The sequence below is a fragment of the Micromonospora sp. NPDC048894 genome (assembly GCF_040649765.1).
Taxonomy (GTDB): Bacteria; Actinomycetota; Actinomycetes; order Mycobacteriales; family Micromonosporaceae; genus Micromonospora; species Micromonospora antibiotica.
Genome location: NZ_JBEZFY010000002.1, coordinates 526,222 through 546,320, shown reverse-complemented (window position 1 = coordinate 546,320; position 20,099 = coordinate 526,222). Strand labels below are relative to the sequence as shown.

Sequence of the window (20,099 nt, the reverse complement as noted above, 5' to 3'; positions counted from 1 at the left end):
GGCCGGACCGGCCCCCCGGATCGACGCCCGCCAGTCCACCGCGTCGGTCGCCGCCGGTCGGCCGGTGGCCACCCGGACCCGCCGGCACCCGCGTTGACCTGCCCGCACGGGTGGGGAACGGGACACCGGGCCCGCGTCGGGCCAACCGGGCAGCCTTTTCCGCGCTGGTTCGCGTACCGTTGCCGCTCATGGGTGTGTCGCAACGGTTGAAGAGCAGGTTCCGCCGGTTCCTCCAGCGCCCCGGGACGACGGTCGACCTGGCTCCGCTGGAGAAGCTGCTGCCGCGGATCGCCGCGCGCGAGGATGACCTGTCGGCGCTCGACGACGACGCGCTGACCGTGGCCGCCGGTGCGGCCACGGAGTACGCCGAGATCTGTGCCGTCGGCCGCGAGGCCGCCCGCCGGGGCCTCGACCAGCGGCCGTACGACGTGCAGCTGCTCGGCGCGATGGCGCTGCTGTCCGGCAAGGTCGCCGAGATGGCCACCGGTGAGGGCAAGACGCTCACCGCCACCATCGCCGCCTACGGGCACGTCCGGCTGGGCAACGGGCCGGTGCACGTGCTCACCGTCAACGACTACCTGGCCCGCCGGGACGCCGAGTGGATGACGCCGGCCTACCGGCTGCTCGGGCTGAGCGTGGGCTGGGTCAACGAGGCCTCCACCCCGACCGAGCGGCGGGCCGCGTACGGCTGCGACGTCACCTACGTCTCGGTCAGCGAGGCCGGGTTCGACTTCCTGCGCGACCAGCTCGTCACCGACATCGCCGACCGGGTCCAGCCGCCGCTGGCCACCGCGATCGTCGACGAGGCCGACTCGATCCTGATCGACGAGGCCCGGGTGCCGATGGTGCTGGCCGGCTCGACCACCGGCGAGCAGGATCCGGTGCACGCCTCCGCCGCACTCGTGCGCGGCCTGCGCAGAGGCCGGCACTACACGGTCGCCGAGGACGGCCGCAGCGTCGCCTTCACCACCGAGGGCCTGGCCGCCGTCGAGGCCAAGCTGGGCGGCATCGACCTGTACGACACCGAGCACGTCGGCCAGCTCTCCGCGGTGAACGTGGCGCTGCACGCGCACGCCCTGCTGCACCGCGACGTCGACTACATCGTCCGTGACGGTTCGGTGGAGCTGATCGACGAGATGCGCGGCCGGGTCGCCCAGCGCCGCCGCTGGCCCGACGGCCTCCAGGCCGCCGTGGAGGCGAAGGAGGGACTGGACGCCACCGCCGAGGGCGAGGTGCTGGGCACCATCGCCGTGCAGGCGTACATCGCGCGCTACCCCAAGCTGTGCGGCATGACGGCGACCGCGGTGCTGGTCGGCGACCAGCTCCGCGAGTTCTTCGGCCTCGAGGTGGCGGTGATCCCGCCGAACACCCCCTGCGTCCGCGAGGACGAGCCGGACCGGATCTACGCGACCCGGGCGGAGAAGGAGGAGGCGCTGATCGACGAGATCCGGCGCTGCCACGAGGCGGGCCGCCCGGTGCTGGTCGGCACCCTCGACGTCAAGGAGTCCGAGGGGCTCGCCGCCGGCCTGCACGCCGCCGGGGTGCCGTGCGTGGTGCTCAACGCCAAGAACGACGACGAGGAGGCGGCGATCATCGCCGAGGCCGGCGCGTACGGCGCGGTGACCGTCTCCACCCAGATGGCCGGCCGGGGCGTGGACATCCGGCTCGGCGGCAGTGAGCAGGTCGACCAGGAGCGGGTGGCCGAACTCGGCGGCCTCTACGTGATCGGCAGCGGCCGGCACGACAGCCGTCGGGTCGACGACCAGCTGCGTGGTCGGGCCGGCCGGCAGGGTGACCCGGGCGGTTCGGTCTTCTTCACCAGCCTGGAGGACGACCTGGTCGTGCGGCACGCCGGCGACACCATCCCGGCCTCGCCCCGGATGAACGCCGACGGCCTGGTCACCGACGAGCAGGTCGACTACGCGGTGGAGCACGCCCAGCGGGTCGCCGAGGGCGTCAACCACGAGATCCACCGCAACACCTGGCGCTACAGCGTCGTCATCGAGCAGCAGCGCATCGCCCTGGCCGAGCGCCGGGAGCGGCTGCTCACCTCGGACGTGGCCGCGCTGATGCTGCTCGACCGGATGCCCGACAAGGCCGGGGAGATGGACGAGGACCTGCTGGCCCGGGTGGCCCGCTCCATCGCGCTCTACCACACCGACCGGCTCTGGGCGGAGCACCTGGCCGAGTTGTCCGAGGTTCGCGAGGGCGTGCACCTGCGGGCGCTGGGCCGGCTCGACCCGCTCGACGAGTTCCACCGGGCGGCGGTGCCGGCGTTCACCAACCTCATCCCCGAGATCGAGACGCGGACCCTGGCGACCTTCGAGGAGACCGAGTTCGCCGAGGATTGGGAGCCGGACGCCGCCAAGCTGGTGCGGCCCAGCGCGACCTGGACGTACCTGGTGCACGACAACCCGTTCGGCTCGGAGCTGGACCGGTTGATCGCCTCGGTCGGTCGTCGGCTCGCCGCCGCCCGCTGAGCGGCCCGGGAACCCCTCCGGCGCGAAACGCGCCGGAGGGGTTCCTTTACGCGGTTTCGATCCGGTTTTGCCAGGGTAGTAGCCCGGGGCCCACGACTCGGGGGAGAGATCATCACGATGACACAGGCAACGACGCCGGTGCCGGGCGGCAGCTGTACGACGGAGCCCGTGGGCCGGTGAACCTGGACATGCGGGAGCTGACCATCGACACGCTCGGGGTACTGGAGACGGCCGCCCTGCTGCGGGAGCTGACCGCGGGGCTGATCGCGGTCGACGACTTCGACGAGGCGCTGACCGAGCTGGTCCGGATCGCCGCGGACGCCGTCCCGGGGGTGCTCTGGTGCGGTTTCACCGCGCTGCGGGCCGGTGAGCCCGCCGGGGTGGCCGCGTCGGACCCCCGGCTGGCCGAGCTGGACGACCTGGGGCACGGTGCGGAGTCACCAGCGATGAGCGCCATCCGCCGCCGCGAGATGATCATCGCGACGGATCTGACCGTCGAGGACCGGTGGGCGGCCTGGACCGACCGCGCCCGCCGGCTCGGCGTGCGCGGGGTGATCTCCGCCCCGGTGGACGTGGACGAGCGGGCGATCGGCTCGATCAACCTGTACGCCGGCCGGCACGGCACGCTGGGCACCCGGCACCAGCTCACCGCGATGCTGCTCGCCGAGCACGCGGGACTGCTGCTGGCCGCCGTACGGGACCGGGCCAGGCGGGCCGAGCGGGACAGCGAACGTGACGGCGCGCTGCTCGGGGAGAACGTCGTCGGCCAGGCCGTCGGGGTGATCATGACCCAGCGGGGCTGCCCGGCGCCGGAGGCCCTCGACGTGCTGCGCAGCGCGGCGTCCTCACTGGACATCCCGCTACGGGAGGTGGCCGAACGGCTGGTCACCACGGTCTCCCGCCCCCGCGAGTCCTGACGACCGGCCGGTTCGGTCGACCCGCTCGCCGGGGCCGACGTAGCAGTATCGACGTATGGCGATGCCGCCATGTCGCCGATGCTGATCCCGGTACGGCGTCAGCCGACGGTGTCGTTTCTCTCCGGACCCGCGAATCACGGCCCGACCGTTTCGTCGCAGCGGCGTGCGGGTAGCACCCTGGACCGGTGAGCTGAGCCGATCCCGGGGAGGAAACGATGGAGAGCCGCCTGAGGGTGCAGGGGCATCCCATCCAACCGATGCTCGTGACGTTCCCGTTCGGGCTCTTCGTCAGCGCCACCGTCTTCGACCTCGCCGACGTGGCCGGTGGTCCGGCCTTTCTCGGTGAGGTCGGCTACTGGACGGCGGTCGCCGCGCTGGTGGCCGCCGGGCTCGCCGCAGTGGCCGGCATGATCGACCTGTGGGACGTACGGCCGGGGCCGCACCGTCGCACCATGATCACCTTCAACATGGTCAACGCCGGCATGGCCGCGCTCTTCCTGCTGGCCTGCCTGATCCGGGCGGACGCCCCACAGCGTGGTGCGACCGGGGTGCTGCTGGTGACCGAGCTGGTGGCGCTGACGGTCGGTGCGGTCGGCGTCGGGCTCGGTGCCCGGCTGATGCGCCAGTTCGATTCCGGCCTCCCGGAGCCCACCGGCTTCGACGCCTTCGACGCCCTCCCCGCCGGCTCCACCGTCGAGATCGCCCGTCCCGCCCCCTGACCGCTGTCCCCGCCCCGGCAACGCGCCGGGCGGCGATCCGGGTGGGGTCTGGCGCGGACAATGGGGTTGCTGCTCGCGCCGGGGTGCCGCAGGGTGGGCGGATGGTCGGTCGGAGCTGTGCCGAGTTGATCGCCGAGGCGGCGGTGGCCCCCGTCGACGGCTGGGGGTTCGACTGGCTGGGCGGCCGGGCCACCGAGGAACGCCCACCGTGGGGTTACGCCCGCCTGTCGGCCGCCCGGATGGCGGCGGCCCAGTCGGCGTTGGACATCGACACCGGTGGTGGTGAGGTGCTCGCCGAGGTGCCGCAGCCGCCCCCGCTGCTGGTCGCCACCGAGGCGTGGCCGCCGAACGTCGCGGTCGCCCGGCGGACGCTGGAACGGCTCGACGGGCGGGTGGTGCAGGTCGACCCCGACGCGGGCCTGCCGTTCCGGGACGCCGCCTTCGACCTGGTGACCAGCCGGCACCCGGTGCACACCCCGTGGGCGGAGATCGCCCGGGTGCTGCGGCCCGGCGGCCACTACCTGTCCCAGCAGATCGGCGCCGGCACCATGCGCGAGCTGAGCGAGGCGGTGCTGGGGCCCCTGCCGCCGCCGGCCACCCGGCACACCGCCCAGGCGGTGGCCGCCGCCCGGGCCGCCGGCCTCGACGTGGTACGCCTCGAGCGGGCCGTCCTGCGGGTGGAGTTCCACGACGTCGGTGCCGTGGTCTGGTTCCTGCGTAAGGTGGTCTGGACCGTGCCGGACTTCGACGTCGAGCGGTACCGGCCGCAGTTGGAGCGGCTGCACGCGCGGATCCGGGCCGACGGTGTGTTCGTCGCCCACTCCCGCCGCTTTCTGATCGAGGCCGACAAGCCGGCCGGGTGACCCCGACCACGCCGACCGGTCGGGCGGAAGGTCCACTCCGGGGGGTCGCCGACGCGGTGTCCGCCTGCCAGGACACCGCACCGTCGACCGGGCCGAGTCGACCGGGCCCGGAGGCCGCCGCGCCCGTCGCGGCTGGCCGGTGTCCCCGCCGGAGCCGGGGTCAGCGGGTGGCGAGCAGGGTGAGCATCTCCGGCAGGTCGAAGAAGCGGGCCGTCTCCACCGCCGACGGGGTGCCGTGCTCCGGGTCGGCTCCGGCGTCGAGCAGGGCACGTACCGTCTCGGCGTCGCGCCGGAACACCGCTGCGGCGAGCGCCGTCTGCCCCCGGTCGTTGACCCGGGTGTGGTCCGCGCCCCGGGCCAGCAGCACCGCCACGGTCTGCGGGTGGGCGTGGTAGGCGGCCAGGATGAGCAGGGTGTCGCCCCTGTCGTTGGTCATGTTCACCGGTAGCCCGGCGTCGACGTGGCCGCCGAGTTCGGTGGCCTCGCCCAGCCGGGCCAGGTCGAACATGCGGTGGGCGAAGGCCAGCGTCTCGGCGTCCAACTCCTCGGTCACCGGTCCAGCCTAGAGGTCCGGGCGCGGGCGGGGGCGTGGTCGCCGGGTGCCCGCTGTCACCCGTCCGGATGCCGGAGCGGGCCGGCCCGCACCGCCTGTCCCAGCATGCGGTATTACCTACTAAACCTATAGGCTTTACAGCTTAGAGTGGTGCGGGACGTTTCACCACGGGAGTGACCATGACCAGCATCCACACCGCCGACCTGCTCGCCGTCGCGGGCCGGTACACCGACCCCACCACCTGGGCGGTGCCGCTGTGCTTCGACCGCGCCGAGCGGTGGTACGCCCGGCTCGTCTCGGCCGACGACCACGAGGTCTGGGCGCTGAGCTGGCTGCCCGGTCAGGGCACCGACCTGCACGATCACGGTGGCTCCTCGGGTGCCTTCCTGGTCGTCGCCGGTGAGTTGACCGAACAGACGGTCTCCGGTGGACGGCTGCGCCCGCACCGGCTCGCTGCCGGGGCCGGGCGACGGTTCGGCCCCCGTCACGTGCACGTGGTGACCAACCGGGGCGACCGGCCCGCGGTCAGCGTGCACGTCTACCGGCCCGCACTGCGCCACATGACCCGGTACCACCTCGTCGACGGCCGGCTCCAGGTGGCCGAGGTCGCCCTCGCCGGCGTCTCCTGGTGACGCCCCCCGCCGCTGTCCCCGTCCCTGCCGCTGTCCCCGCCTCCGCCCCTGTTCCGCCCGCCCGTCGGCTCGCCCATGGAAGGACCGCGACGATGCCGCAGCACCTCACCCTCACCGAGAGTTGTCCGGCCCCGCCACCGGGTTCGCGTGGCATCGACGAGATCCTCGCCGAGGCCCGCACCCGCCTGCGCCGGCTCGACCCCGAGCAGGCGCACCTGGCCCACCGGGGCGGATCACTGATGGTCGACATCCGGCCGGCCGCCCAACGGGCCGCCCACGGCACCGTGCCGGGCGCTCTGGTGATCGAACGCAACGTGCTGGAGTGGCGGCTCGATCCACGCTGCCCGGCCCGGCTACCCGAGGCGGCCGGCTACGACCTGCCGGTGCTGGTGATCTGCCAGGAGGGCTACACCTCGTCGTTGGCCGCCGTCGCGTTGCAGGATCTCGGGCTGCACCGGGCCACCGACGTGGTCGGCGGATTCGTCGCCTGGCGGATCGCCGGACTGCCGACCCTGGGGCCGGCGCCGTCGCCCCGTACCCCCTCCCTCGCGCCGCCGGTGACCGCCGGCCGGACGCCGCACTGACCGTCGCGCCCCACCGGGCGTGGCGGACGCACCGCCACACAGGAGGCTCCCATGTCCCTCGTCACCCTCACCGCGCGTCCGCACCCACCGGGCCGCCCCGACCGGGTGGCGCCGGGTCGGCCCCGGTCCACGCCGTCGGTGACCATCACCCTGGACCTGACCGCCGGGCCGCTGACGCCCCGGCTGGCCCGCCTGGTCGACCTGCTCGGCGAACTGGTCGAGACGGGGGAGGGGGCGGTCCGGCTCAGCGAGCCGACCGCCCCGCGCCTGCTGTCGTCGGTGCCGCCCCCGCGCCCGTCGCCGGCCACGATGGACCCCTCGCCGGCCGGTGACGACCCGCAGACCCTGCGGATCTTCGCCGGCACCCGGGTGGTGCGCCAGGGCGAGCGGGAGATCTCGCTCACCCGCATCGAGTTCGACCTGCTGCTCTTCCTCGCCGAGCACCCGCACCGGGTCTTCACCCGGCTCCAGCTGCTCGGCAGCGTCTGGGGGTACGAGCACGCCGTCGCCCGTACCGTGGACGTGCACGTCCGGCGGCTGCGCGCCAAGTTCGGCGTGGACACCCCGCTGGTGACCACCGTGTACGGAGTGGGTTACCGGCTCGCCGACGAGGCGAGGGTCCGGGTGGACCGCTTCCGCTGACCGTCGGACCCATTCGCGACGCACCCGGCTCAGCCGAGCGGGTGCGTCGCGTCGTCGTGGTGGTGCCCTGACGCGCAGGCACCCCCCGTTTTGGGACACGTCGGCGCTTCTGCTGTAATCATCTGGCTCGTACGCAGAGCGAGGGACCGGCTGCGAACTGTTCGTCAATTGTCACATTCATGCAACGCGGTCGCCCCTTGACCCCCGTCCAGGGGCCGGGAAGCATCGATGCAGCGGCGTCCCGGGCCGTGCGGAGTTACCCGGACCAGCCCAAGGAGGACCATGTCGGTCAGCCCCGCATCGTCGCGCGCCGGATGGCATACGTCCCAACCCTCGGTCCCGGGTCGACCCCCCGGCGGCCAGCGTCGGCCGGCCAACGGCGTGACCCCCGTGCTCACCGTGACCCTGTCGATCCCGCTGGCCAGCGAGGAGTCGCTGACCCCGCCGGCCCGCCGGCTGCTGGAGGCGGCCCGCGAGATGCTGGAACGCGGCGAGGGCACCATCACCACCACCGGCGTCCCCGCCGAGCGGCGACCCGACCAGGTCCCGGCCGGCCGGTCCCCGGGTCGGTCCCTCGCGGCCACCATCCCGATGCTGCACATCCTGGCCTCCTCCCGTTCGGTGCTGCGTGACGGCGAGCCGCTGCCGCTGACCCGACTGGAGTTCGACCTGTTGCTGCACCTGGTGGCCCACCCCCGTCGGGTGTTCACCCGGTTGCAACTACTCAACGCCGTGTGGGGCTACGAGCATGCCGGGGTACGCACCGTGGACGTGCACGTCCGTCGGCTGCGCGGCAAGGTCGGCATCGACGTCCCGTTGGTGACCACGGTCTACGGGGTGGGCTACCGGCTCGCCGACGACGCCCGGGTCACCGTCGACCGCACCGGCTGAGGGCCCGCAGGGCACCATGGGGGGATGCGTGTCCGTCCGATCTCGCCCGACCGGCTCGTCGCCGAGTTGACCGAACGGCTCCTCACGGTCGCGTCCGCACCGGCCTCCGCCGGATCCGCTGCGCCGGCCCATCTACGGGTCGCGGTCGACGGCCCACCGGCTGCGGCTCCCGAGCGGCTCGCCGCCGCCCTGATCGACCCGCTGCGCGCCGGGGGTCGCCCGGCGGTGCACCTGCGTGCCGGGGACTTCCTCCGGCCCGCCTCGGTCCGCTACGAAACCGGCCGGACCAACCCCGACGCCTACTACGAGAGCTGGACCGACGAGGCCGGCCTGCGTCGGGAGGTGCTCGACCCGGCCGGCCCCGGTGGCACCGGGCGGGTGCTGCCCTCGCTGTGGGACGCGGCGGCCGACCGGGCCAGCCGGGCGGCCTACCGGGTCCTGTCCCCGGGTACGGTGCTGGTGGTCAGTGGGGCGTTCCTGCTCGGTGGGGGACTCCCGTTCGACGTCACCGTGCACCTGGTGCTCTCGCCGGGCGCGCTGGCCCGGCGCACCGAACCGGCGCAGCGGTGGACCCTCCCGGCCTTCGCCCGGTATGCCGACGAGGTCGCCCCGGCCTCCTTCGCCGACGTGGTGGTCCGGGTCGACGACCCCCGCCACCCGGCTTGGGTGCAGCGGGACGAGGCGACCGGCTGAGCCCTCGGCGTGGCTCGCGGGAGGCGGCGCTCACCGGACCGGGAAACCCGATGGTTTGCTGGATCGGGAGAGTGGGTAATCGCGGGGCTCATCCGGCACGGGTGATCTCAACCGTGCCGTCCGAGTCCGGAGCGCGCCGTTCGGCCGCGCCGGTCCCAGGAAAGGCAGGCAGCGATGCTCGTCCACGACACCGTCGGCACCGCCCGTACCACGGCGGAGGCCGACCAGATCCGGACCTCCCTGCGGGCCCGTTACGACGAGTTGTCCGCGGAGTACGAGCAGGCCGTCGCGCAGAGCCAGGTGCTGCGGCTGGTGGAGGTCGGCGACACCGCCGGCGACGACCAGGCCGACAGCGGCACCAAGACCGCCGAGCGGGACACCGCCCAGTCCCTGCTGCGCACCATCCTCGACCGGCGGGCCCAGTTCGAGCACGCGCTGACCCGGCTGGACGAGGGCACCTACGGCTTCTGCGAGGGCTGCACGGCGCCGATCCCGGTGGAGCGGCTCGAGATCTACCCCTCGGCCACCGCCTGCGTGACCTGCAAGCAGAACCGGGAGCGGCGGGCCGCCTGACCGCAGCCCTCCCGCCACCACGCGCCGACCGCCGTCCACCACGTGCGGCCGGCCGCTGACCGCGGCCCTGGTGCCGCCACCACCGGCCGGTGACCGACGCCGGTCACCTCCCCCCAGGTCGCCTGGTTTCACCTCGTCGGGGTGAGGACGACTCACCCCGCCACCGGGCAGCATCGAAGGTGCCGGCCGGTGCTGGCGGACCGGGGCGATGCTCCCGGCCGTGCCGGCCGGCAGGGCCGACCGGTCGCGTCGTGCGGCCGGACACCGAGAACGGGCACGGAGGTGACCGAGATGGCGGTGCGGGTGGTGGTGGACCCACGACGGGGCGCGGTGCTGCACGTCGTCGGCTCGGGTGGGGACACCCGTCGACCGGAGCGGATCGGCCGGGGCGGGAGTCCGGCCCGCCAGGGGCGGGGACCGTCGGGGCCACCCCGACGTGCCGACGACCGTCGGTGGGACGGCGAGCCGAAGGCCGGGAGGTGACCCGATGGCGGAGCAACTGATGTCGGCGTTCGAGTCGTCGGTGGACAAGACCAACCTGATCCTCAAGGACATCGAGCAGGCGTACGGGTGGCCCCGGGCGCGACGCAACCAGTCGTACGCGGCGCTGCGTACGGTGCTGCACCTGCTGCGCGACCGGATGACCGTGCAGGAGTGCGCGGAGTTCGCCGCCCAGTTGCCGGTCCTGGTGCGGGGCATCTACTTCGACGGGTGGCAGCCGGAGAACGTGCCGGTCAAGCTCAACCGGGACGACTTCCTCTACGAGGTCCGGCAGGGCTTCCCGTACGACGTCGAGGGTGGCCCGCAGCGGGTGGCGCAGGTGGTGCTGGACGCCCTGCGCCGGCACGTCACCCAGGGCGAGTGGCAGGACGTGAAGTCCGGCATGCCGAGGGACCTGCAACGGCTGATTCCCTGATCCGGGTCGCACGTTGCCCCCGACCCGGGCCCGGCGATCCGTCCCGCGCGTCGGACCGGGCGTCTACGGTGTGGTTAGAGAAGATCGTGTGGGGGGTACCACCCGCACGACAGACCCCGCCCGTGGCGGGGCGGCACACCCGAGGGAGCACCCATGGCACTGAACGACGACGACATCCAGACCACCAGCGGCGGCGGCCTCGAAGGTCCGGCCGACGGCGGCGCGACCCCGGGTCAGCACGACGGTGGCGCGGACGGCAGCGCGGAGGGCCCGGCTGACGGCGGGGCCACCCCGGGTCAGCACGACGGTGGCGCGGACGGCAGCGCCCGCTGACCGGCACCGTGACGATCATCGACCCGCCGGGCGGCTACGGCCGCCCGGCGGTCCCGTCTGCGGCGCCCCGGGCGTTGGCGCGCTGCGTCAGCGTCGAACCGGCCAAGTTCGCCGCGGCCCACTGGGGCCGCGCGCCACTGCTGTCCCGCGCCGCCGAGCTGCCCAACGCCGCCGGGTTCACCGATCTGCTCAGCCCGGACGACGCCGACGAGCTGCTCAGCCGGCGCGGTCTGCGTACCCCGTTCCTGCGGGTGGCCCGCGACGGCCAGTTGGTGCCGGCGGCACGGTTCACCGGCGGCGGCGGCGCGGGCGCGGAGATCAGCGACCAGGTCCTCGACGAGCGCGTCCTGGAGCTGTACGCCGGTGGTGCGACGCTGGTGCTCCAGGGACTGCACCGGCTCTGGCCGGCCCTGGTCGACTTCGCCCGCGACCTCGGTGCCGCCCTGACGCAGCCGTTGCAGGTCAACGCCTATCTCACCCCACCGGGGAGCCAGGGCTTCGCCACCCACTACGACACCCATGACGTCTTCGTGCTCCAGGTCGACGGCCGTAAGCGCTGGCGGATCCACCCGCCCGTGCTGACCGACCCGTTGGAGCGTCAGCCCTGGGGCGGTCGGGCCGACGAGGTGTCCGCCACCGCCGACGGCCCGGCCGCGCTGGACGTGGTCCTCGAACCGGGCGACGCGCTCTACCTGCCGCGTGGCTGGCTGCACAGCGCCCAGGCGCAGGAGTCCCGCTCGCTGCACCTGACCGTCGGCATTCGGGCGCTGACCCGGTACGCCCTGGTCGAGGAGCTGCTGGCGCTGGCCGCCGAGGATCCCCGGCTGCGGGCCGGGTTGCCCTTCGGCACCGACGTCGCCGACCCGGACGCCATCGAGCCGGAGCTGACCGAGACCGTCGAGGCGCTGCGCGACTGGCTGCTGCGGGCCGACCCGGCTGCGGTCTCCGCCCGGCTGCGGGACCGGGCCTGGCCGGCCGCCCGGCCGGCCCCGATCCGGCCGCTGGCCCAGGCCGCCGCACTCGACGGCCTCACCGCCGACAGCCGGATAGCACCCCGGGGCGGCCTGCGCTGGCAGCTCACCGCCGACGCCGACCGGGTGGCGCTGCGGCTGGTCGACCGCACCGTCACCCTGCCCGCCCAGTGTGCGGCGGCGCTGCGTGCCCTGCTCGGGTCCACCGGTCTGCGGGTGGGCGACCTGCCCGGTCTCGACGACGACGCCGACCGGTTGGTGCTGGCCCGTCGATTGCTACGCGAGGCGGTCGCCGTACCGCTGTGAGCGCCGGCCCGGGCCGGGGTGGCGAGTGGTCCGACCTGCGCCCCGGGCCGGGCGGTCCGGGGCGTGGTCAGCGGGTCGACACCAGCAGCAGGATCGTGGTCAGCACCCCGGCGGCCAGCACGACCGCCAACGGGCGGGGGCCGAGCAGCGCATGCCGGCGGTCGGCGAGCCGCTTCGCCGGTGCCAGCCCGGCCACCGGGCCGAGCAGCGTCACCACCAGCGCCAGCACCGGCATCCCGACGGCCAGGTCACCACCGTAGCGCTGGCCGACGGCCCGGGCGCCGGCCCCGAGGGCGTACGCGACGACCGCCCCGGCGACCCCGCAGAGGGCGAGAAGCGGGTTCACCGACCCGGGCAGCTCACCTCGTTGCCCGGTCCGGTCCAGCAGCTCGCGTACGCCGTGCAGCAGCGGCACCGGGTCGCCGGTGACGTCCCGGGCCGGCCCCGGCGGGTCGCCGAGGCGGCGGGTGCCCAGCAGGGAGCGCAGCTCGGCCCAGAGGTGACCGACCTCGGTGTCGACCCGCTCCAGCATCGACCGGGCGTCGGTGGCCTCCTGCTCGGCGTCCCGCAGCTGGGCGCTCGCCTGGGCCACGGCCCGTTGCGCGGCGGCGCACTGCTGGTCGTGCCAGGCCTGCGCCTCGGCCCGCTGGGCGGCCACCCGGCCGGTCAGTTCGGCGAGCCGGCGCACGTGCGCGGCGTAGGTGTCACTGGCGACCGGTTCGTTCATCGGGACGGACCATAAGGGATGATCACCTGTCCGGTGCGGTGCACCGCCCGGTCGAAGAAGAGCCCACGCCACGGACGCGGGTACCAGTCCGGCCCGCCGGAGCCCGGGTAGAGCGCCGAGCCCAGCTCGCCACCCTGCACGTCCAGGGCCACCCAGGCGCCGATCTGGTCGGTGCGGGCGGCCGGCCCGCCCAGGTCCGCCCGCATCCGGGCCACCCCCCGCCACCAGGCCAGCACGTGGGTACGCCGTTCCGGCCCGTCGTGCAGGATGCGGCGCAGCCGGTCCAGCCCGGTCGATCCGGGTGAGCCAGTCGCCAGCGCCCCCGCCGCCGCGTCGACGGCGAACAGCAGCAGGTAGTGCGGGGTGGACGGGGTGCCGGGGCGGGTCAGCGCGGTCGCCGTCTCGGCCATCAGCTCGGCCACCGTCTCCTCGTCGTACCAGGCGGCGTCGTCGGCGAGGTCCTCGTAGAGGGCGCGGGCCGCCGGGTCGGCGTCCGGGTCGAGGCAGGCGATGGAGAACCGGGCGCTACCGGGGCGGTGCTGCCGGGCCAGGGAGCGGGCGGCGGCGTCGAGCACCGCGCACGCCTCGTCGACCCGGGTGCCCAGGACGGCGAGGTTGCGCCCGGGGGCCCGGGGCAACCGCAGCGCCGCCGACCGGGACTGCACGTCGATGATCTCCCCGAGCACGGCGACCGGGCCGCGCGGCGGGAGGTCGTCCTCCGGCGGGGTGAGGGCCCGGAAGTCGGGTGCCTCGGCGAGCCGGGGGATGGCGTCGCCGTCGAAGAGCCGCGCCGGGGCGGCGTCGGCGGGCCGCATCCGCCACAGCCGGTGCTGCAACTCGCTCCAGGTCTCCCAGTCGCTGGCCGACGGGATGCGGGCCACCTGGTTGCCCTCGGTCATCCCCGACTCGGCGTTGACCACCGCGTGGTGGCGGGGCAGCGCCTGCGCGGCGTCGTTGCGTTCGGCGAGGATGCGCAGCGCCTTGGGCAGGGCGATCCGCAGGGTGAACTGGGCGACCAGGGCGGGCCGCCCCCACAGCGCCTCGATGCCCCGGACGTCCTGCGAGGCGAGTACCAGGTGGATGCCCTGCGACCGACCGCGTCGGGCCAGGTCCTCCAGCAGGTCGGCGGCCTCCCGGGCCACCACGTCCCGACCGGCCAGCAGCGCCTGGAACTCGTCGACCACCGCGACGATCCGGGGCCAGTGCCCGGTCGGGTCCACCGCGCGCAGCTCGGCCAGCTTGGTCACCTCGTGTTTCTTGGCCGCGTCGGCGCGTCGGCGCAGCTCCTCGGCGAGGAAACGCAGCAGGGCCAGGCCGAACTCCCGGTCGGTGTTCACGTTGATCCCGACCAGCCGCATGTGCGGCAGCCAGCTCGGGTCACGGCGGCCCTGGGCGAACCGGGCGAAGGACACCCCCTCCTTGAAGTCGAGCAGATAGAACTCCAGCTCGGCGGGGGAGTAGCGGGCGGCCAGCGCACCGATCCAGGCGAAGATGAGGTTGGTCTTGCCGGTGCCGGACGGCCCGCCGATCAGCGCGTGCGGGGGATAGTCGCCGAGGGTCAGCAGCACCGGCCGGCCGTGCGGTCCCTCGCCGATCGGGGCGGTCAGCCCGTGCGCCGAGTCGTCCTTCCACATCTGCTCCGGCGGGGGGAGCAGGTCGGTGAAGGGGGTCGGTGGCGGCCCGGCGTTGACCCGGGTGGCGACCTCCCGGCAGGTCTCGGTGACCAGGGTGGCCGGTGGGGGCGGGTCGAGGCGTACCGGGGGGCCGGGTGGGTCGCCGATGCGGACCCCGCCCGGCCCGGTGACGATCCGGGTGAGGCTCGGGTCGTCCGGCAGGTCGATGCCGCGTGTCACCAGGTGCACCCCGCAGGCCGCGCCGGTGCGGACCACCCGGTCGAGCTGGCCACGTTCGTGCCGGGACAACTCGTCCCCGCCGAGCAGTACCGCCACCCGCCACGGTTCGGGGCGTCGGCCGGTGGCCACGGCCAGGGCGCGCAGCGAGCCGTACTCGCCGGCCAGCACCGTCTCGTTGATCCGGCGGATCTGTTCCACCAGATCGTCGAGGAGCCGGGCCAGCCCGCCCGGCCCGACGAAGGTGAGCAGCCCGGCGGTGCCGAGCGGAGCGAAGCCGGCCAAGCCGCCACCGAGGTGTTCGGGGTCGTAGCCGTAGAGCCGGACCGCGCCCGGCTCGGCCCGGCCGACCCCGCGCAGCAGCAGCGCCGACACCACCGCGTCGGCGCCCTCCCGGTCGTCACCGAGCAGCTGTACGTGACCGGCGTCGAGCAGCGGCACCAGCGCCGGGACGGGTTCCGCTCCGGGCACCCGCAGGGTGCCGACGCGCAGCGGGCCGGGGCTCTCGCCGCGTCCCGCCGGGGTGACCCGCCACCCGGACCACGGCATGCCGGCCGCCCCGGGGGCCTCCCGCCGGGCGGCCTCGGTCGCCCGGTGGGCCAGTTCGGCGAGCCGGGCGGCGTGTCGTCGGTCGATCTCGACGAGTCGTCGGTCACGTTCCGCGCCGACCCGCTCCGGTACGGCGGTGGCGGCCCGCCGGACCCGGGTCAGTCGGTCCCGGGCGGCGGTCAGCTCCACCTCCGCCGAGGCGAGCCGGGTACGGGTGACGCCGAGCGCCTCGGAGAGCATCCCCCGCACCCGCGCCGCCACCTGGGCGCGTAGGTCAGCCACGGGGCCCACCGTCCGCCCACGGACTCCTGCGGCCCGGCGCGGGAAACCCGGTGGGTGGCCCCGCTCCCGGCGGCGGGCCCGGCTCGGGCCGGCGGGGTGGGGCCGGCTCGGGCCGGCGCGGTGGGCGTGGCTCGGGGTGCCGCTCGGCGAGCGGACGCGGGCGGGAGCGGTCGGCCTGCGGTGTCCGCTCGGGCGGCTGCGGGGCCGGCTGCCGCGACGGGTCGTGGTCCTCGCGGGGCAGCTCCCGGCCGAGCCGGGCCAGCAGCACACCGGTGAGCACGCCTGCGGTGACGGCGGGGTCGGCGGCGTGGGGTTGCGCGTCGTCCCCGTCACCCCGGCGTGGTGGGGGCATCCGGCAGACCCGGGTGAGCAGGGTGTGCAGCACCGGTGGGGGCAGGCCGGGCAGCAGGTCGCGGACCCGGCCGTCCAGCTCCCGGCGCAACCGGGGCAGGTCGTCGGCGCGGGGCGGGTGGCCGAGTAGTTCCCCGGCGAGGTCGCGCAGCAGCGGCGGGGCGATCGCGGCCAGGCCGAGGCCGACGTCGGCGTGGGCGGCGCGCAGCTCCCGGTGCAGCCGGTCCCGGTCGCCGGAGCGGATGCCGGCCACCACCCGACGCAGCAGCTCACGCGAGTCGGCGACCCGCTCGTCCGGCTGCTCGGCGGGGCCTTCCCGCCCGCCGGTCAGCTCGGCCACCCGGACCGCCCACCAGCGTTTGACGGTGGGGTCCTCGTCGGCGGCCGGTGCCGGTGCGGCCGGCGGTGCGGTGCTCTCGCCCCGGGGCCCGTCGTGGCGTGGCGCGGGACCGTCGGCGCGGGCCGGGGGCGGGCCGTCGGGGGCCAGCCCGATGGCGGCCAGGTATCCGGAGAGCTGCTCCTGGGCGACCCGCAGGGCGTGCCCGGCCGACTCGGCGTGCTCGGTGGCGGCGGCGAGTTCCGGCACCCCCATCGGGTTGGCCGACTCCTGACGTACCCAGCGCAGCCGCTCGGTGGCCTGGCCGAACTTCTCCAGGGCCAGGGCGAGCTGGGCCAGCGGGAACTCCTCGGCGGCGGCCCGTACCTGGGCTCCGACGTCCTCGACGATGGACACGACGCCCCGCTACAACGACGACACGTAGAGCTGTGCCTGTTCCACCGCGACGAGTGTCGCGGCGAGACATTCCTCCAGCTCCTGGCCGGCCTGGGTGAGGGAGGCCTGGGCCGCCTCGACGGTCTCGTGCCCGCTGCCCTCCAACGCCCCGGCGAGGGTCTGCTGCGCCTCGGAGAGTTTCTCCCCGGCGGCCTGCACGGCGCTCTGCCCGTCACCGATCTGTTGGAGGGCGATGTCGATCGCGGCCTTCAGCTCGGCGACGCTCGCCACGGTGACCTCCTGTGGGCGGGGAGATCTCCATTACAACGTATCCCCGACGGGGAGAGAACATCCGCCCTGTCGGTGTTGCTGCCCGGGTGTCCGGTTACTGCCCTGACGTGCGGGAAAGCGGTCGCGGGGTCCCGCAAGCAAGACGCCTGATCCCGTCGGCGGGACTGGGTGGGGGTGGTCCCGGACCCCGGACCGCCCCGGATCAGGAGGGCAACCAGCGGGGGCCGTACACCTCGGCGCCCAGCTCACCCACCCGGCCGCGCAGCTCCCGGTCGGCGGTGACCACCAGCCGACGCCGGTCCGGCGCGTCCCGGACCAGGTCGACGATGGTGTCGTCGCCCGAGCCGGGGGCCGCGACGGTGCGTACCCCGGCCACCCCCGGCACGTCGCGGGCCGCGCCCTCCACCACCAGCACCACCTCGACGGGCGCGGGCAGCTCCGGGGGTACGCCGGCGTCGGCCACCGGGACCAGCCGGTCGCGCAGCCGGGCCGCCGCGCCGGCCCGGTCGTGCCACCAGCCGTCCGGTCGGGAGCCGACCACGTTCGCACCGTCGACGATCAGCAGCGGGTTGGTGTCCATGCCCCCCACCCTGCCACCTGCGGGCGTTTGTCGGGGCGACCGTCGGGTAGCCACCGGCGATCGTGTCGCGCCTACGTGTCGCCCTCGGCGACCCTGCCGCGCCCGAGGAGCGGAGGACAGACATGATGGGACCCGGTGACTTCGGCTCCGACCCGTGGGACGAGTTCCTGGCCCGGTACTTCGGCCGGGGTGAGGGCGGACGCCGGCCGGCCCATCGGGTCGACATCACCCGGCTGATGACCGCCGACGCCCGGGAGATGCTGGCCGACGCGGCCCGCCGGGCCGCCCAGAAGCACAGCACCGACCTGGACACCGACCACCTGCTCTGGGCAGCGTTGCAGCGTGACCCGCTGCGGGACCTGGTCCGCCGCGCCGGTGCCGACCCGGACACCCTGGTCAACGCGCTCGGTGGCCGCGCCGACGGCGCCCCGGGCGGCGAGGTGCCACCCAACCTCTCCCTCACCCCGGCGGCGAAACGGGCGTTGCTCGACGCCCACCAGCTGTCCCGGGCGATGGGGGCGAACTACATCGGCCCCGAACACATCCTGATGGCGTTGCCGCTCAACCCCGAGTCGCCCGCCGGTCGGATGCTCGCCGCCGGCCGGATCCAGCCCGAGTCGCTCCAGGCGGCCGGCGCCGAACGCGGCCCGATGGCCGGCCCGAAACCCGACCGGGGCACCCCCACCCTCGACCAGTACGGCCAGGACCTCACCGACCTGGCCCGCAACGACCAGATCGACCCGGTGATCGGCCGCGCCGACGAGATCGAACAGGCCGTCGAGATCCTGTCGCGGCGCACCAAGAACAACCCGGTGCTCATCGGTGAGGCCGGCGTCGGCAAGACCGCCATCGTGGAGGGCCTGGCCGAGCGGATCTGCGACGGCGACGTGCCACAGACCCTGCTCGGCAAGCGGGTCGTCCAGCTCGACCTGGCCGGCCTGGTCGCCGGCACCCGCTACCGGGGCGACTTCGAGGAGCGGCTCAAGAAGGTGATCGACGAGATCCGGGCCCACCGGGACGAGTTGATCATCTTTCTGGACGAGATCCACACCCTGGTCGGCGCGGGCGGCGCCGGCAGCGAGGGCGGCATGGACGCCTCCAACATGCTCAAGCCGGCCCTGGCCCGCGGCGAGCTGCGGGTGATCGGGGCGACCACGCTTGACGAGTACCGGCGCAGCATCGAGAAGGACGCCGCCCTGGCCCGCCGGTTCCAACCGGTGCTGGTGCCCGAGCCCGACGTCGAGGACACCGTGGCCATCCTGCGCGGCCTGCGGGACCGCTACGAGGCCCACCACCAGGTCCGGTTCACCGACGAGGCGCTGGTCGCAGCCGCCGAACTGTCCGACCGGTACGTCACCGACCGGTTCCTGCCGGACAAGGCGATCGACCTGATCGACCAGGCCGGTGCGCGGGTACGGCTGCGCACCCGGACCCCCGCCTCGGACGTCCGGGAGTTGGAGCAGCAACTGGAGGACGTCCGCCGGGACAAGGAACAAGCCGTCGCCGACGAGCAGTACGAGAAGGCGTCCGCCCTGCGCGACCGGCTCGCCGAGGTGGAGGCGCAGATCGGGCGGGCCCGGGGCGACGGCGGGGACAGCCAGGTCCCGTCGGTCGACACCACGGAGATCGCCGAGGTGGTCTCCCGCTCCACCGGCATCCCGATCAGCCAACTCACCGAGGAGGAACGCGACCGGCTGCTGCGCCTGGAGGGGCACCTGCACCAGAAGGTGATCGGCCAGGACGACGCGGTCACCGCGATCGCCGAGGCGGTCCGCCGCTCGCGTACCGGGCTGGCCGACCCGAACCGGCCGATGGGCAGCTTCCTGTTCCTCGGCCCGACCGGCGTCGGCAAGACCGAACTGGCCCGCGCCCTGGCCGAGGCGCTGTTCGGGGAGGCCGACCGGATGGTCCGGGTGGACATGAGCGAGTTCCAGGAACGGCACACCGTGGCCCGGCTGGTCGGTGCGCCCCCCGGCTACGTCGGCTACGAGGAGGCCGGTCAGCTCACCGAGGCGGTACGCCGCCGCCCGTACGCGGTGGTGCTGCTCGACGAGATCGAGAAGGCCCACCCGGACGTGTTCAACATCCTGCTCCAGGTGCTCGACGACGGGCGGCTCACCGACAGCCAGGGCCGCACGGTCAACTTCAAGAACACCGTACTGATCATGACGAGCAACCTGGGTTCGGAGCTGATCACCGGTGCCCAGCGTACGGTCGGGTTCGGGGTCGGCGCGCAGGGCGACCAGCAGGAGGCCGACGAGCTGCGGGAGCGGCTGATGCGCCGGCTCCAGGAGAACTTCCGGCCGGAGTTCCTCAACCGGATCGACGAGACGATCATCTTCCAGCGGCTGGAGGCCGAGCAGCTACGCCAGATCACCGGCCTGCTGCTGGAGGAGACCCGGCGTCGGCTGCACGCCCAGGACATCCAGGTCGACGTCACGGCGGCCGGCACCGACTGGCTGGCCGAGCACGGCTACCAGCCGGAGTTCGGGGCCCGCCCGCTGCGCCGGGTGATCCAGCGGGAGGTGGACAACCGGCTGTCCCGGATGCTGCTGGAGAACCAGCTCTCACCAGGGCAGAAGGTCACCGTCGACGCGCGGGACGGGCAGCTCACCTTCGACGTGTCCGCCGGCGACCGCGACTACGCGCCCGCCACCACCTCGCATCCCCGATGACCGGAGGGC

The 20,099-nt window shown here is 74.5% G+C and carries 21 protein-coding genes; 15 read left to right on the top strand and 6 right to left on the bottom strand.

The window, feature by feature from the left end; all coding sequences use genetic code 11:
* Positions 1–188: 188 nt before the first annotated feature.
* The 4 genes from secA2 (at position 189) to AB0C22_RS06325 (ending at position 4,979) form a co-directional block, all read left to right on the top strand.
* Positions 189–2,480 carry an accessory Sec system translocase SecA2 gene (gene secA2, locus AB0C22_RS06340; RefSeq protein ID WP_357533807.1) on the top strand — a complete coding sequence of 764 codons (2,292 nt, stop codon included), beginning with the start codon at positions 189–191 and terminating at the stop codon, positions 2,478–2,480.
* Between the two features lie 176 nt (positions 2,481–2,656).
* Positions 2,657–3,397 (top strand): GAF and ANTAR domain-containing protein, encoded by a 741-nt coding sequence (locus AB0C22_RS06335; RefSeq protein WP_219461117.1) that lies wholly within the window; start codon positions 2,657–2,659, stop codon positions 3,395–3,397.
* Positions 3,398–3,612: 215 nt separating this feature from the next.
* Positions 3,613–4,116: a DUF2231 domain-containing protein gene (locus AB0C22_RS06330; RefSeq protein ID WP_357533805.1), complete on the top strand. Its 504-nt coding sequence runs from the start codon at positions 3,613–3,615 to the stop codon at positions 4,114–4,116.
* 101 nt (positions 4,117–4,217) lie between these two features.
* Positions 4,218–4,979, top strand: coding sequence for a class I SAM-dependent methyltransferase (locus AB0C22_RS06325; protein ID WP_219461124.1), 762 nt, complete (start codon positions 4,218–4,220; stop codon positions 4,977–4,979).
* Between the two features lie 160 nt (positions 4,980–5,139).
* Here the strand turns inward: AB0C22_RS06325 and AB0C22_RS06320 are convergent, their stop codons facing one another.
* Positions 5,140–5,532 carry an ankyrin repeat domain-containing protein gene (locus AB0C22_RS06320; protein WP_208566297.1) on the bottom strand — a complete coding sequence of 131 codons (393 nt, stop codon included), beginning with the start codon at positions 5,530–5,532 and terminating at the stop codon, positions 5,140–5,142.
* Between the two features lie 179 nt (positions 5,533–5,711).
* On the opposite strand from AB0C22_RS06320, the gene AB0C22_RS06315 reads away from it, so the two are divergent.
* The 10 genes from AB0C22_RS06315 (at position 5,712) to AB0C22_RS06270 (ending at position 12,073) form a co-directional block, all read left to right on the top strand.
* Complete coding sequence (locus AB0C22_RS06315) at positions 5,712–6,164, top strand: cysteine dioxygenase family protein (protein ID WP_219461128.1); 453 nt, start codon at positions 5,712–5,714, stop codon at positions 6,162–6,164.
* A 92-nt stretch (positions 6,165–6,256) separates the two neighbouring features.
* Complete coding sequence (locus tag AB0C22_RS06310; protein WP_208566295.1) at positions 6,257–6,748, top strand: rhodanese-like domain-containing protein; 492 nt, start codon at positions 6,257–6,259, stop codon at positions 6,746–6,748.
* A gap of 138 nt (positions 6,749–6,886) precedes the next feature.
* Positions 6,887–7,390, top strand: a complete 504-nt coding sequence (locus tag AB0C22_RS06305; RefSeq protein ID WP_357534033.1) for a winged helix-turn-helix domain-containing protein — start codon at positions 6,887–6,889, stop codon at positions 7,388–7,390.
* A 282-nt stretch (positions 7,391–7,672) separates the two neighbouring features.
* Positions 7,673–8,281 carry a winged helix-turn-helix domain-containing protein gene (locus AB0C22_RS06300; protein ID WP_219461137.1) on the top strand — a complete coding sequence of 203 codons (609 nt, stop codon included), beginning with the start codon at positions 7,673–7,675 and terminating at the stop codon, positions 8,279–8,281.
* A gap of 24 nt (positions 8,282–8,305) precedes the next feature.
* Complete coding sequence (locus tag AB0C22_RS06295) at positions 8,306–8,974, top strand: uridine kinase (protein WP_219461142.1); 669 nt, start codon at positions 8,306–8,308, stop codon at positions 8,972–8,974.
* A 174-nt stretch (positions 8,975–9,148) separates the two neighbouring features.
* Positions 9,149–9,547: a TraR/DksA C4-type zinc finger protein gene (locus tag AB0C22_RS06290; protein ID WP_219461145.1), complete on the top strand. Its 399-nt coding sequence runs from the start codon at positions 9,149–9,151 to the stop codon at positions 9,545–9,547.
* 291 nt (positions 9,548–9,838) lie between these two features.
* The gene (locus AB0C22_RS06285; RefSeq protein ID WP_219461148.1) at positions 9,839–10,030 is read left to right on the top strand and encodes a hypothetical protein; all 192 of its coding nucleotides are present in this window, start codon (positions 9,839–9,841) and stop codon (positions 10,028–10,030) included.
* 4 nt (positions 10,031–10,034) lie between these two features.
* Positions 10,035–10,463 (top strand): DUF2267 domain-containing protein, encoded by a 429-nt coding sequence (locus tag AB0C22_RS06280; protein WP_208566289.1) that lies wholly within the window; start codon positions 10,035–10,037, stop codon positions 10,461–10,463.
* A 153-nt stretch (positions 10,464–10,616) separates the two neighbouring features.
* Positions 10,617–10,796, top strand: a complete 180-nt coding sequence (locus AB0C22_RS06275; protein WP_357018198.1) for a hypothetical protein — start codon at positions 10,617–10,619, stop codon at positions 10,794–10,796.
* 8 nt (positions 10,797–10,804) lie between these two features.
* The gene (locus AB0C22_RS06270) at positions 10,805–12,073 is read left to right on the top strand and encodes a cupin domain-containing protein (RefSeq protein WP_357533800.1); all 1,269 of its coding nucleotides are present in this window, start codon (positions 10,805–10,807) and stop codon (positions 12,071–12,073) included.
* Between the two features lie 67 nt (positions 12,074–12,140).
* Here the strand turns inward: AB0C22_RS06270 and AB0C22_RS06265 are convergent, their stop codons facing one another.
* The 5 genes from AB0C22_RS06265 to AB0C22_RS06245 all read right to left on the bottom strand — a co-directional run bounded on the left by AB0C22_RS06265 (position 12,141) and on the right by AB0C22_RS06245 (position 17,415).
* Positions 12,141–12,800, bottom strand: coding sequence for a hypothetical protein (locus AB0C22_RS06265; protein ID WP_219461155.1), 660 nt, complete (start codon positions 12,798–12,800; stop codon positions 12,141–12,143).
* Positions 12,797–15,481, bottom strand: a complete 2,685-nt coding sequence (locus AB0C22_RS06260) for an FtsK/SpoIIIE domain-containing protein (RefSeq protein WP_357533798.1) — start codon at positions 15,479–15,481, stop codon at positions 12,797–12,799. Before AB0C22_RS06260 ends, AB0C22_RS06265 begins: the two co-directional genes overlap by 4 nt.
* On the bottom strand, positions 15,474–16,565 hold the full coding sequence (locus AB0C22_RS06255) for a hypothetical protein (protein WP_308290702.1): 1,092 nt from the start codon (positions 16,563–16,565) through the stop codon (positions 15,474–15,476). Before AB0C22_RS06255 ends, AB0C22_RS06260 begins: the two co-directional genes overlap by 8 nt.
* A gap of 9 nt (positions 16,566–16,574) precedes the next feature.
* The gene (locus AB0C22_RS06250) at positions 16,575–16,835 is read right to left on the bottom strand and encodes a hypothetical protein (protein ID WP_208566284.1); all 261 of its coding nucleotides are present in this window, start codon (positions 16,833–16,835) and stop codon (positions 16,575–16,577) included.
* Between the two features lie 202 nt (positions 16,836–17,037).
* Entirely contained in the window at positions 17,038–17,415 is a 378-nt protein-coding gene (locus tag AB0C22_RS06245) for a hypothetical protein (protein ID WP_208566283.1), read from the bottom strand.
* Between the two features lie 122 nt (positions 17,416–17,537).
* Here AB0C22_RS06245 and AB0C22_RS06240 point away from each other — a divergent pair, with 122 nt between their 5' ends.
* Positions 17,538–20,090, top strand: a complete 2,553-nt coding sequence (locus AB0C22_RS06240; protein ID WP_219461175.1) for an ATP-dependent Clp protease ATP-binding subunit — start codon at positions 17,538–17,540, stop codon at positions 20,088–20,090.
* The last annotated feature ends 9 nt before the right edge of the window (positions 20,091–20,099 follow it).

Bases quoted from the DNA above. Each gene is read 5' to 3' on its own strand.
- AB0C22_RS06325 (WP_219461124.1), top strand. From the start codon at position 4,218: ATGGTCGGTCGGAGCTGTGCCGAGTTGATCGCCGAGGCGGCGGTGGCC.
- AB0C22_RS06285 (WP_219461148.1), top strand. From the start codon at position 9,839: ATGGCGGTGCGGGTGGTGGTGGACCCACGACGGGGCGCGGTGCTGCAC.
- AB0C22_RS06330 (WP_357533805.1), top strand. From the start codon at position 3,613: ATGGAGAGCCGCCTGAGGGTGCAGGGGCATCCCATCCAACCGATGCTC.
- AB0C22_RS06240 (WP_219461175.1), top strand. From the start codon at position 17,538: ATGATGGGACCCGGTGACTTCGGCTCCGACCCGTGGGACGAGTTCCTG.
- AB0C22_RS06245 (WP_208566283.1), bottom strand. From the start codon at position 17,415: ATGGACACCAACCCGCTGCTGATCGTCGACGGTGCGAACGTGGTCGGC.
- AB0C22_RS06290 (WP_219461145.1), top strand. From the start codon at position 9,149: ATGCTCGTCCACGACACCGTCGGCACCGCCCGTACCACGGCGGAGGCC.
- AB0C22_RS06265 (WP_219461155.1), bottom strand. From the start codon at position 12,800: ATGAACGAACCGGTCGCCAGTGACACCTACGCCGCGCACGTGCGCCGG.
- AB0C22_RS06295 (WP_219461142.1), top strand. From the start codon at position 8,306: ATGCGTGTCCGTCCGATCTCGCCCGACCGGCTCGTCGCCGAGTTGACC.
- AB0C22_RS06310 (WP_208566295.1), top strand. From the start codon at position 6,257: ATGCCGCAGCACCTCACCCTCACCGAGAGTTGTCCGGCCCCGCCACCG.
- AB0C22_RS06315 (WP_219461128.1), top strand. From the start codon at position 5,712: ATGACCAGCATCCACACCGCCGACCTGCTCGCCGTCGCGGGCCGGTAC.
- secA2 (WP_357533807.1), top strand. From the start codon at position 189: ATGGGTGTGTCGCAACGGTTGAAGAGCAGGTTCCGCCGGTTCCTCCAG.
- AB0C22_RS06275 (WP_357018198.1), top strand. From the start codon at position 10,617: ATGGCACTGAACGACGACGACATCCAGACCACCAGCGGCGGCGGCCTC.
- AB0C22_RS06280 (WP_208566289.1), top strand. From the start codon at position 10,035: ATGGCGGAGCAACTGATGTCGGCGTTCGAGTCGTCGGTGGACAAGACC.
- AB0C22_RS06300 (WP_219461137.1), top strand. From the start codon at position 7,673: ATGTCGGTCAGCCCCGCATCGTCGCGCGCCGGATGGCATACGTCCCAA.